Raw genomic sequence first — 11,949 nt, 5'->3', positions numbered from 1 at the left:
AAAACCGCATTTAAACCTTTTTAACAAATTCCGATTTTAATTTCATAGCGCCAAAACCATCAATTTTACAATCAATATCATGATCTCCATCAACCAAACGTATATTTTTTACTTTTGTACCTATTTTCAGCGTCGATGAGCTTCCTTTTACTTTGAGATCTTTGATCACTGTTACAGTATCACCATCGTTTAAAACATTCCCATTGGCATCTTTGACAACCTTGTTATCTTCACCATTGTCGGTATCTGATTCTAGAGCCCACTCATGGCCACATTCTGGGCAAACCAAAAGCGCTCCATCTTCATAAGTATATTCTGAATTACATTTTGGGCAATTTGGTAAATTAGACATTATTTCATGTCCTCCATTCGTTATTGAAAGTTCCCTGACAAGTATATTGGATATCCAGCAATGATTCCACTAAATACGACAATTGTATTGGAACTGCCTATAATATTTGTCAATATCTTGTATTATAAACAAAAAAACCAAACCTTCATGTGACGTATGTACACTTCAAGAGTTATTCTGCGTATTATTTAGTAGGCAGCCTAATTATAACTGAATTGTGCTAACAACCCTTTCGAGATATCTGTAAATAAAAAAGCCAACGCTGCGCTCTAACGAGCCGCATTGGCTTAATTGATGATTAACAAATTCTCGGCAACAGCATGCCCGATAACCGATTCAGCCTCCGGGCTGAACCAAATACGGTTCTTAGTTGCAGCTGACCCTTGCGTGTGTCTGTCACACGCCCAATGACTGCCGCATTCACTCCTTCGGGATGACGACGGAGCAGTTCCAACAATTGAGCTTCCTCTTCCTTGCCTACGATAATGATCGCTTTTCCCTCATTAGCTAGATAGATCGGCTCAAAGCCTAGCAGCTCGCAAGCCCCTTGAACTTCCGGACGCACAGGGATTTCCTCTTCGTCCAATTCAATTGTCACTTTGAAATCCTCACAAATCTCCACCAGCGAAGTCGCCAAGCCGCCACGAGTAGGATCCCTCATGATGCGGATACCCTTCGTGCCGCTCAGCGCGTCTCCCAGCATGCCACTCAGAGAAGCACAGTCGGACAGTACTTCCGTCCGCAAGCCCAGCTCATTCCTCGCTGTGAGAATAGAGATACCATGATCGCCTATGCTTCCCGTGACGATCACGCTGTCTCCTTCCTTCATGTCATCTGGCGACGGCTGCCCATCCTCATAGACAGCGCCAATACCTGTGGTATTGATGAAAATACCATCACATGCACCCCGCTCCACGACCTTCGTATCTCCAGCAATAATCTTAACTTGCGACTTTGCCGCTTCCTCAGCCATCGATTGCACAATGATTTTCAAATCCTTCAGAGAAAACCCTTCTTCAATAATAAAACCGCAAGTCAAATATAAAGGCCTTGCTCCGCTCACGATCAAGTCGTTCACCGTTCCTGCAACTGATAGCTTACCGATATTGCCGCCAGGGAAGAAGATAGGCTTCACCACAAAACTATCGGTTGTCATTGCAAGCTTAGGGGCGGACATGCTTTGAATGGAAGCATCCATCAGCGGTGCGGAGCCACTCCCAAAAGCAGTTAAAAAGATATCCTGGATCAAGCGATGCGCAAGCTCGCCGCCGTCTCCATGGGCTAGTGTAATTCTGCCTTTCATGAGTTAGTCCTCCATCGTAAAAGCGTAATAAGCAGCACATGTGCCTTCTGTAGAAACCATGCAGGGGCCGATAGGCTGCACAGGTGTACAAGCTAACCCAAATAAGCGGCATTCTGGTGGGCTAATCACACCTCGTATCACTTCACCGCAGCGACATTTGGTTTTGCGCACTTCAATGAATGGAATTTCAAACTTTGTTTTGGCATCCAAATGGCGGTATTCGTCCCTAATAGCTAAACCACTGTTTGGGATGCTCCCAATCCCTCTCCATTCCTCATCACACTTCGTAAAGTACGTTTCGATATAGCTCTGAGCTACGGCATTCCCTTTATCGCCCACAATACTGGTAAGATCATTGATAATAGCGGATTCCTCTTTGAGCGTCAGCTCAAGTAGACGATAAATGCTGCTCGCCATCTGTACCGGCTCAAAGCCGCTGATAACCCCAGAGATGCCATACTCCTCGGGCAAATAGTGAAAACTTTCAGCACCAAGCACCATCGATACATGCCCAGGGAGCAAGAAGCCGTCTAACTTCACTTCCCCGCTATCCAGCAAATGGCGCATAATCGGCTCGATCAGCTTCGTAGTCACCCACATCGAGAAATTGGTCAGTTTCTTGTCCTGAGCTTCTTTTAGAACGATAGCCAAAATAGGAATCGTCGTCTCGAAGCCAATTCCTAGAAAAATAACCTCACGGTCCGGATGCTGTAAGGCGATACCAATAGCATCTGTCGGAGAATAAACGACACGAACATCTTTGCCTTCTGTCTTCGCATCCATCAACGTCTTGCGGCTGCCAGGAACCCGCATCATATCGCCAAATGTACAAATAATCCGGTTATCACCTTCGGCAAGCGCAATCATGCTGTCAATGGACTGCTGATCCGTCACACATACCGGGCATCCGGGTCCAGAGACGAGCCCGACGTACTCTTGGAGTCTTTTTTTCAATCCCGTGCGGGCTAACGCCATCGTATGGGAGCCGCACACCTCCATGAACACAGGCTTACGACCATATTTCGTTTGAAACGCTTCGGAGAGTTTGATTACTTCACCGAGAATCGCTTGGCTTAACTTTGGGCTATGAAGCTCCTTCAACATCTCTAGCATGAACAAGCTTCCTCCATTCTTCCAAGCTTTCGTGTGCGAACGATTCTTCAATGATGGACATCGCTTGTCCGGCGTGGACGATAACGAATTCCCCGATCTGAACCTCAGGAACAAATATAATGCCAATACTCATTTGCGATCCCATCACATCCACAATTGCGGAATATTCGTTGATTTCAATGACTTGCGCGGGCACGCCTACACACACTGGTCTTCACTCCCCAAGTTTTGATCTCTATTCTTCTGCTGTGCGGCAATGATAAGCTGCCCTTGCGATATCCCACTATCGCTGCAAGGCACCCTTTTATGTACAAATACCGCAAAGCCTTCTCGTTCTAGCTTCGCTTTAATCTTCGCTGACAGGTAACGATTGTGGAAGCTGCCTCCTGACAGTACCACTTCTTTGCTACTATTTAGTGGTACTATCCCTTTACTACTACCTAATTGTTCTTCATGGGCATGCAGCAGCAGATTCACAGCCGCATCCGCAACCGTTTCATGAAACCGCAAGGCGATTTCTGAAGCGGCAACCCCCTGGGTGATGCTCTGGATAATCTCCTCCAGCATTCGAGAACAATTGATTTCGAACAGGCTTCCAACTTTATTGATGGAATAAGGATAGACAAGAACCTCATCCCCCTTATAAAAGGAAGCAAGTTCAGACAACACAATCGCCGCCTCCCCGTCATAGGTGGATACATGGCACAGTCCGAGCAGCGAACTGACCGCGTCGAACAATCTTCCGCAGGTGCCTGCCAGTGGGGCATTGATTTGCTTCTCTATCATCGTCCGAATCAGGTCGATTTCATGATCCTTTCCAGGGTACAGCCTCCGAAGCCAAGCATCACCGTTTTGAGGCAGCAGTGACAACACCATAGCAACAGCACTACGCCACGGTTGCTTCACGCATATTTCGCCGCCCGGAAGCGGCGTATACTTCAGATGCCCTAGCCGGTCAACCTCCACGGCATTCCCGTACAAGAGCTCAAAGCCCCATATACTTCTGTCCGTTCCGTATCCCGTCCCATCGAGAATCAATCCGTAGCAATTCTCCGTTAAGCCGTTATCCTCCATGCAAGACACGTGATGTGCATGATGATGCTGAATCGAAACGAATTGAATATCCTCTGCATCTGACACCAGCTCCCGTGTCGTATAACCGGGATGCATATCTATAGCAGCGGTATGCGGGGAAACCCCGAGCAGCTTTACAAACTGTCCGTATTCCTCCTGTCCATGCCGCTCAATATCCAGATTGGTCAAATCACCATTCGGCGGTCCTACAAACATCTGTTTCCCACGACCGAACGTCACCGTATTTTTTTGCTGACTGCCAAGTGCGACGATCCCTTCCACATCATGCAGCGTTTCATATGGATCAGGCACATACCCTCGCCCACGACGAAGAAAGTCGAGCTCGCCATCCTTCCACTGTACAACGGAATCCTCGATGGGATGAACGATCTCTCTGTCATGGGTTAAGATATAATCCGCTACGGATGCCAAATAGGTCAACACTTCATCATCCCGATACAGAATGGGATGCCCAGAGGGATTCGCGCTAGTCATGACCACAAAGTCAAGCTCCTCGTCCTCTAGTAGCAAATGATGCAGCGGTGTATAGGGGAGCATTAAGCCGATCGTGCACATATCTGGCGCTATATCTGCAGCCAAGAAGTTCGTACGTACATCTAGTGTTATGTCCGAAGCCACTCCAACCGTACGCGTATCTGGTGCAACCCCCGAAGCCAAGTCGCTTGCGCCTCGTTGACGCACCACCACGATAGGCCTTTCCGGTGCAGTCAGCAGCATCTTTTCTTCCGATGAAAGGATACCGACCTCCTCGCAACTATCAAGCGAGCGTGCCATAACAGCGAACGGGCGCTTCGGACGTCTTTTCCTTTGTCTTAGTCGGCTAACAGTCTCGCTATTTCGCGCATCGCACGCCAAATGATACCCGCCGATGCCTTTCACCGCAACGATAGCTCCATCTTTAAGCAACTGCTTAGTAAGAACGACTGCGGCCTCCTGGCTCGCCAGCTCCTGCCCGCTCATATCGGTTAACTTAAGCGTAGGCCCGCACTTCTCGCAAGCAGTCGGCTGTGCGTGAAAGCGGCGATCGTGGACATTGTCATAATCGTGCTGACAGCATTCGCACATTGCAAATGTGCTCATCGTGGTTAGTGCTCGGTCATAAGGCAGATCACGGATAATACTGTATCTGGGACCACATTGCGTACAATTGATAAACGGGTACCGATACCTGCGATTCTGTGGGTCGGCCATTTCCTTCAGACATTCCTCACATACCGCATAATCCGGCGGTAGATCGATCGAGGCTGAAGCTCCGCTTTGCTGCGTCTCTATAATTTCAAACTTCGAATACCGGGTAAACGGAAGCGAAGTTACCGTTAGCTCTACTATTTTGGCTAGTTCAGGCGCACGCAGAGGTATCGCTTGTACAAATTGCTCCAGGTTCGAAGCCGCTTCATTCTCGGCAATAACCCTAACACCATCCCGATTGTTTTGCACAGTTCCCTTGATGCCGTACTCCTTCGCCAAATGAAACAGAAAAGGGCGGAATCCAACGCCTTGGACTCTGCCTCTGATAACAATTAATATGGTTTCTCCATGGCTTGATAGGCGTCGTCGATCCACTTAAACCACTGCTCCACTCCTTCGTTCGTTCTAGCTGATAGCTGCAGCAGAGCGGACTCCGGATGGATAGCCTGCAAATCGGTAACTGCTTGTTCAACACTGAAATCCAAGTATGGCAGCAGATCGATTTTGTTCAACAGAACAAGCTCCGTCCGAATGAACATATTTGGATACTTCGGAATTTTATCGTTACCTTCCGGGATGCTTAATACCGCAATCTTATGGTGCTGACCTAGATCGTAACCGGATGGGCATACGAGATTCCCGACATTTTCAATAAATAAAATATCTAGCTCATCCAAATGAAACTCTGGAAGCGTCTTAGCGACCATGCGTGCATCCAGATGGCATCCGCCATGCGTATTGATTTGTACGGCCTGCGCGCCTACTGCTCTGATCCGGTCTGCATCCATCTCCGTTGCTAGATCGCCTTCAATCACACCAATTCTGTAGCGATCCGACAGCCCTCTCACAGTAGCTTCCAGCAGCGTTGTTTTCCCGGCTCCAGGAGAACTCATCATATTAATAACGAGCGTGCCATTCTTTTGAAAATGTGCCCGGTTATGCGCTGCCGCCGTATTATTATCTTTTAACACTTCTTCATTCAATGTAATTTGCATCTGTATTAACTCCCGTCATAAGACTGTACTTGGAATGTCTGGCCCGTAATGAGCTGCCCACCCGGCATCGAGCAATGCGGACATACCGCAATTCGTTGTGTCGGTTCATAAGTAATCTCGCAAAAAGGGCAGAGTGCGACAGCTTCTTCCTCCAAGATCGTAAGTGTAGCCTCATCTAACAGCATCGTACTGCGCTGCGCTTTGAAAATATCAAAAGCCATCGAAAGCGCATCCGGCATCGCACCACTGAATCTGCCGACAACTAACGAAATACTCGATATAGCTTGAAAATCTCTTTGCCTCGCGTCATTTTCTACGATCGTCAAAATATCGCCCATGAGTGCCAGTTCATGCATACTTCTCACCTGCTCGAGGAATGCCAATATGCAAAACCCCATCTTTCATCTTCGTTGAAAACACCGTGAACGCTTGGTGTGATGCCAGATTGTACTCCTGATCGCAGTTAAAACATTTAAACACGGGCTGGTAACCTAGATAATGCAGCAAATGACTACATGCCGGACATTTTTTACTAAGCGCAAGAAGCTGATCATCGTTCTGAACCAGAATAACAGGCTCCGACTGAACGATAACCTCCTGAAAGAGAGCCTGCCCTCTTGTGTAAGTTACTGGATAGAACTTATAATCGCTGAACGTTTCAGCAATTCGATCCAACTTCTTGATATCCCGTTCAATAAAGGGGGAAATGATCTCTTTGAAGGTTTCGGACAATGAGCCCCCCATTTCCTTGAAGAAATCCCGTCTATTCATTGCCCTTCATCCAATCACGTACTTGAGCCTCGATCTGGTCCATGAGCTCCTCAAGCGAGGACTCCACTGTCCCTGATAACCCGACGCCAAATTCCAGCGATGCTGGCTGAACACCAATCATAACCATGTGACGCGGAAGTCTCTCACGGATTCTAGCAGCAAAAAGCACCTCTTGAAACCCAACCTGATGGACAGACATTTTGACCCCGTAATAGGCTGGGATCGCTTCATTTTTGACCGAATAAATCGTTCCTGGCGCCTTGCCCCCATTCATCGCATCAACAATTAACAAATGGTCGGTATCTTCCACGGGTCCGAGTAGTCGCATTCCGTCGGTCGCCCCTTCGAATATCTCAACATTCTCATATGATTTCAGTCGTTCCTCAAGCAGGGATAGCACATGAACCCCAACGCCCTCATCGCTGTAAAGCGTATTTCCAATACCTAGAATGGTGATTGGAACTGCCCTAGGAACCGTTCTTAGATTAGTGTCATTCATCTGATTGTTTTCCATCTGTATGTTTTTCATCTGTCTCCACCGTATTCTTCTTTTCTGATTTGTAACCCGTAAAAATAGAACTCATAGTCCCGTTTCGTTCCAGCCAATCTTCCCGGAAAGCCATATAAATGTGCACGACGATAAAAACCATAAACCCCCATGCAACTAGATGATGCCAAGAGCGGATCGTGAAGCTGTTACCAAAAATAAGAGGAACCCAGGAAAATAATTTTCCAAGCAGCGATTCAGGCTGGGGCTCAAACAGTAAGTAATATCCTGTAATCATGGCAAGTATGGAACCTACACCAATAAAAATCCAATAGCTTAGTTGGGCGAGTGGATTATGTCCCGTATAGTGCGGCTTATTATTTTTCATGAACATATAATATTTCATCGTTTCCCAGGTTTCCACCCAGAACTGTACTTGGGCCGGGTTGGAAGTTGCGTACCGATTACCTTTAAATACCCAGTACCAACGAACAAGCAAATTGGCTGTAAACGCGAAAGCTGCAAAAAAATGAATGTACCGTACCCAGCCCATAACGAAGGAATAATAAGCTTCTTCTTGAATCAATGAACCTAGAAAAGGATTGCCTATATAAATACCCGTTATCATGAGCAGCATAATTAAGGCCGCATTAATCCAATGGAACACCCGAACAGGTAACTCCCATACATACACTTTGACATAGGCTTTCTGATCATTGTAAACCAGAGTCGGGCGTCTTACCTTCGTAGCAATTTTGGATTTGGGATGCGCCTTCATTTGTGGTTTATTTTCAGTAGAGATCGACATAGGTTAGCTCCTAACCAATCCGTATTTCAGTCATTTGTTCGTTTTCCAAGTCGGTCAAATGCACTGCACAAGCTAAGCATGGGTCAAACGAATGTACAATCCGCAAAATTTCCAGTGGGTGCTTAGGATCTGCGATCGGCGTTCCCCTTAATGCCGCTTCGTAAGGTCCGATTTGATTCTTATGATCACGCGGTGAAGCATTCCAGGTTGTCGGCACGACGGCTTGATAATTCTTGGTCTTGCCATCTTCGATTCGAATCCAATGTCCGAGCGCACCGCGTGGAGCTTCGATCCAGCCTACGCCCTTCGATTTTTGAGGCCATGTGGAGGGCTCCCATTTGGTTTTGTTGAAGGTCACCTGATCGCCATTCTTAATATTATTAAGCAACGAATTCATATCATCTCGCATCCATTTAATCACAAGACCCGCTTCCAATGCGCGCGCTAGTGTGCGACCTAAAGCGGATTGCAGTGCCGAGAACGGAAGTCCCAGCTTGTTCAGAGCGCTATCGACCGATGTCACGTACTCTTCCTTCTTAGCTGCATATCCGATGATCATACGTGCTAGAGGTCCTGTTTCCATCGGCTGTTCTTTCCATCTCGGCGCTTTAATCCAGCTGTATTTCTGATCCGTATCGAGCGTTGTATATGAGCCTTTAGGTCCTGTATAATTCAGGTTCGTTTCACCCTCCCATGGGTGCTTGCCGCCCGCAGCCTGTCCATCGTACGTATACCAGGAGTGATCGATAAACTCTTTAACCTGCTCAGGGTCCTTGGGATTGACATCCAAAATATGATTCAGATCGCCGTTCAAAATAACACCACGAGGCATCCGGTACATGTCCACATCTGAAATATCTCCGGTCGAGAAGTCCCCGTAGCTCAAATAATTATTCAAGCCGCCTCCATAGGTCCAATCCTTATAATAGGATGCAATCGCCAAGACATCAGGAATATAGACTTTGTTGATAAATTCCATTGCTTCATCAATCAATTGCGACACATGAGACAATCGTTCTGCGTGAATACCGTTATCGCTGTTAATATCCAAAGGCGTGGCCATGCCCCCAACCACATAGTGCGGATGAGGATTTTTACCTCCAAAAATGGTTTGAATTTTCACAATATCTTTCTGCCAATCCAGCGCCTCCAAGTAATGCGTGACGGCAAGCAAATTCACTTCTGGCGGTAATTTATATATTTTATGTCCCCAATATCCGTTCGCAAAAATTCCTAGCTGACCACTGTCCACAATCTTCTTAACCTTCATCTGTACTTCTTTAAAATAACCTGGCGATGATTTAGGCCAATCCGAGATTGACTGAGCAATCTTGCTTGTTTTGGCCGGATCTGCTTCCAGTGCATTTAGTACATCAACCCAGTCAAATGCATGCAAATGATAAAAATGCACAACATGGTCATGCAGCATAACTGCGGCGTTCATAATATCACGGATGAGGTGCGCATTTCTTGGAACTTTGATTCCGAGTGCGTCCTCTACAGAGCGGATGGCCGCCAATGCATGCGTGGAAGTGCATACGCCGCATATACGTTGGACATATGCCCATACATCCCGCGGGTCACGATCCTGAACAATAAGCTCCAGTCCGCGGATGGCGGTACCTGAGCTGTGGGCGTTTTTGATAACTCCGTTATCCATGTCTGCTTCGATGCGCAGATGTCCTTCAATTCTTGTTACCGGGTCTATTACTATACGTTCAGCCATTTATTCGTCTCCTTCTTTGCTCTTCGCTTTATGCTTGTTAACTGCAGTCACACCAGCATGAATGGCAATACCTGCAGCTGCCGCTCCTACAACAGCCATTCCCACTAGCTCTGGATTAATCGTGGTTTGTGTACCTGGAATTTCCGCCAACCTTGTATAGAACGGCCCGTTATCCCAAAAATTAGCTTCGGAACACCCAATACAAGGGTTGCCCGACTGAATAGGATAGCTCACGCCGCCATTCCAACGCATCTCGGCGCAAGAATTATAGGTGGTAGGTCCCTTACAGCCAACCTTATACAAGCAGTAGCCCTGCTTTGCCCCTTCATCATCGAATGACTCAGCAAAAAGCCCCGAATCGAAATATGCACGGCGATTACATTTATCATGAATCCGGTGACGATAGAAGGCTTTCGGACGGCTGTGATGATCCAGTTCGGGAACCGTACCAAAAGTAATCAAGTGCGTGATTACACCCGTCATCACTTCCGCGATGGGAGGACATCCCGGCACACGGATAATTGGTTTATCTTTAATAATGTCAGTAATCGGCTTAGAATTCGTCGGATTCGGATAAGCAGCGGGAATGCCTCCCCAAGAGGAACAACTTCCATAAGCCAAGATGGCTTTAGCATGTTTGGCTGATTCGAGTAAGGTTTGCTTAGCGGAGACTCCGCCTACCATCAGGTATTCGTCATGCATCGGGATGCTGCCCTCAACGGCCAAAATATATTCGCCGGGATAGTTCTCGATTACATGTTTTCGTGCCTCTTCAATCTGATGACCTGATGCTGCAGACAATGCTTCCGTATATTCTAGCGAGATCATATCGAAGAGAACGCTTTCAATTTTGGGATGGGAAGATCGAATAAATGACTCTGAGCAGCCTGTGCAATCTTGAAGCTGAAGCCAGATCACAGGGACTCTTGGTTTGGTTTCCATCGCTTGAACAACAGTCGCCGTTTGCGAATAATCCAGTCCAACAGCAGCTGCTAGAGATGCACACATTTTCAGAAAATCACGACGGGTAATTCCACGACTTAAGGCCGATTGGTAGATCGTATCCATGTCTGCTTTCATTCCAAATCTCCTTCATTTAGTAAATGGAAAAATATAGAACATCAATCTCATCATACTCACTTCCACTTCGACAAGATGTGATAAAAGTCACAACATAAACAACCATTTATTTTCCTAGAAATATCCATATAAAATGATGTAAAGAACAGCGAGTTCTGCTTAATACCAAACATAACAAAACCTAAAACAGACTAAAGCGTATTTCTCCTGTCTTTTTAATAATAAAATAAATACTAATTTAATTCACGAGGGAGACAGCTTTTCATGACCGAAAATATGGATTGGAAGAATGGCGCGCGTGGACATAAATTTATAGCTTCTTTTAGCGGAGGTAAGGATAGCACTTTAGCATTATATAAAGCGATGAAAGTTGGAGAAGCAGTTGGATTAATCGTGATGCTGGAAGAGGAAGGCAAGCGTTCCAGATCCCATGGAATGACTCCAGATCTCATACAAGCCCAAGCGGAGTCGATAGGTTTACCTGTATATACAGCAGCGACAAGCTGGACGGATTATGAAGAAAACTTTATGCGTCTTCTAGAACAAGCTAAAAATCAGGGAGCAGAAGTGCTGGTAACTGGAGATCTGGATGTACCTGCACATGGTTGCTGGCATGATCGGGTGACCCAAAATGCTGGGTTGAAGCTCGGGATGCCTCTATGGGAAATGGATCATCGTGAAGTTGTTGAAGAATTCATCAACCTGGGATTTACCACGATCATCGTAACTGTAAACTTATCATTAGGAATGAGAGAAGAAGATTTAGGACGAACCTTAACTCATGAATACGTGGAGGAGCTTGAAGCCCGAGGTATTGATCCCTGCGGAGAAGGCGGAGAGTTTCATACTACAGTAGTAGATGGTCCAATTTTCAAGAATCCAATTCTAGTTCGTAAATGTGAGATTGTTAGAGATGGGAAATATGCTTTCTTGCCTTTGGAGTTGGATAAGGGGTGAAGGCGATCTTTAAACAACACAAAAATGTTAGTTTTTGTGGAGATTAGGATTTGCGCAAAGTTTATGAAATTAAA

Annotated in this window: 13 protein-coding genes; 1 reads left to right on the top strand and 12 read right to left on the bottom strand. The window is 46.4% G+C overall.

Going from position 1 to position 11,949, the window contains the following annotated elements:
- Nucleotides 1-10: 10 nt before the first annotated feature.
- The 12 genes from AC1DOK_RS03540 to AC1DOK_RS03485 form a co-directional block, all read right to left on the bottom strand.
- Entirely contained in the window at nucleotides 11-352 is a 342-nt protein-coding gene (locus AC1DOK_RS03540; protein WP_477552848.1) for a zinc ribbon domain-containing protein YjdM, read from the bottom strand.
- A 298-nt stretch (nucleotides 353-650) separates the two neighbouring features.
- A complete protein-coding gene (hypE, locus tag AC1DOK_RS03535; RefSeq protein ID WP_477552847.1) occupies nucleotides 651-1,655 on the bottom strand; it encodes a hydrogenase expression/formation protein HypE in 1,005 nt (334 codons plus the stop codon).
- A gap of 3 nt (nucleotides 1,656-1,658) precedes the next feature.
- Nucleotides 1,659-2,768 carry a hydrogenase formation protein HypD gene (hypD, locus tag AC1DOK_RS03530; RefSeq protein WP_477552846.1) on the bottom strand — a complete coding sequence of 370 codons (1,110 nt, stop codon included), beginning with the start codon at nucleotides 2,766-2,768 and terminating at the stop codon, nucleotides 1,659-1,661.
- Entirely contained in the window at nucleotides 2,740-2,976 is a 237-nt protein-coding gene (locus AC1DOK_RS03525; protein WP_477552845.1) for a HypC/HybG/HupF family hydrogenase formation chaperone, read from the bottom strand. Before AC1DOK_RS03525 ends, hypD begins: the two co-directional genes overlap by 29 nt.
- On the bottom strand, nucleotides 2,967-5,426 hold the full coding sequence (locus AC1DOK_RS03520) for a carbamoyltransferase HypF (RefSeq protein WP_477552844.1): 2,460 nt from the start codon (nucleotides 5,424-5,426) through the stop codon (nucleotides 2,967-2,969). Before AC1DOK_RS03520 ends, AC1DOK_RS03525 begins: the two co-directional genes overlap by 10 nt.
- Entirely contained in the window at nucleotides 5,384-6,046 is a 663-nt protein-coding gene (hypB, locus tag AC1DOK_RS03515) for a hydrogenase nickel incorporation protein HypB (RefSeq protein ID WP_477552843.1), read from the bottom strand. The genes AC1DOK_RS03520 and hypB overlap by 43 nt, the downstream gene beginning before the upstream one ends.
- Before the next feature lie 5 nt (nucleotides 6,047-6,051).
- A complete protein-coding gene (locus AC1DOK_RS03510; RefSeq protein WP_477552842.1) occupies nucleotides 6,052-6,402 on the bottom strand; it encodes a hydrogenase maturation nickel metallochaperone HypA/HybF in 351 nt (116 codons plus the stop codon).
- Nucleotides 6,395-6,817 carry a hypothetical protein gene (locus AC1DOK_RS03505; protein ID WP_477552841.1) on the bottom strand — a complete coding sequence of 141 codons (423 nt, stop codon included), beginning with the start codon at nucleotides 6,815-6,817 and terminating at the stop codon, nucleotides 6,395-6,397. The genes AC1DOK_RS03510 and AC1DOK_RS03505 overlap by 8 nt, the downstream gene beginning before the upstream one ends.
- Complete coding sequence (locus AC1DOK_RS03500; RefSeq protein ID WP_477553095.1) at nucleotides 6,810-7,316, bottom strand: HyaD/HybD family hydrogenase maturation endopeptidase; 507 nt, start codon at nucleotides 7,314-7,316, stop codon at nucleotides 6,810-6,812. Before AC1DOK_RS03500 ends, AC1DOK_RS03505 begins: the two co-directional genes overlap by 8 nt.
- On the bottom strand, nucleotides 7,309-8,112 hold the full coding sequence (gene cybH / locus AC1DOK_RS03495; RefSeq protein ID WP_477552840.1) for a Ni/Fe-hydrogenase, b-type cytochrome subunit: 804 nt from the start codon (nucleotides 8,110-8,112) through the stop codon (nucleotides 7,309-7,311). Before cybH ends, AC1DOK_RS03500 begins: the two co-directional genes overlap by 8 nt.
- Before the next feature lie 10 nt (nucleotides 8,113-8,122).
- Nucleotides 8,123-9,838, bottom strand: coding sequence for a nickel-dependent hydrogenase large subunit (locus AC1DOK_RS03490; RefSeq protein ID WP_477552839.1), 1,716 nt, complete (start codon nucleotides 9,836-9,838; stop codon nucleotides 8,123-8,125).
- Nucleotides 9,839-10,918, bottom strand: coding sequence for a hydrogenase small subunit (locus tag AC1DOK_RS03485; protein ID WP_477552838.1), 1,080 nt, complete (start codon nucleotides 10,916-10,918; stop codon nucleotides 9,839-9,841). It abuts the gene before it with no gap.
- A 264-nt stretch (nucleotides 10,919-11,182) separates the two neighbouring features.
- Here AC1DOK_RS03485 and AC1DOK_RS03480 point away from each other — a divergent pair, with 264 nt between their 5' ends.
- Nucleotides 11,183-11,875 (top strand): Dph6-related ATP pyrophosphatase, encoded by a 693-nt coding sequence (locus tag AC1DOK_RS03480; RefSeq protein WP_477552837.1) that lies wholly within the window; start codon nucleotides 11,183-11,185, stop codon nucleotides 11,873-11,875.
- Nucleotides 11,876-11,949: the final 74 nt, after the last annotated feature.

The organism is Paenibacillus sp. P5_B5 (genome assembly GCF_056400365.1).
The sequence above is the reverse complement of the archived record's forward strand: the minus strand, read 5'-3'. Positions and strand labels throughout refer to the sequence as shown.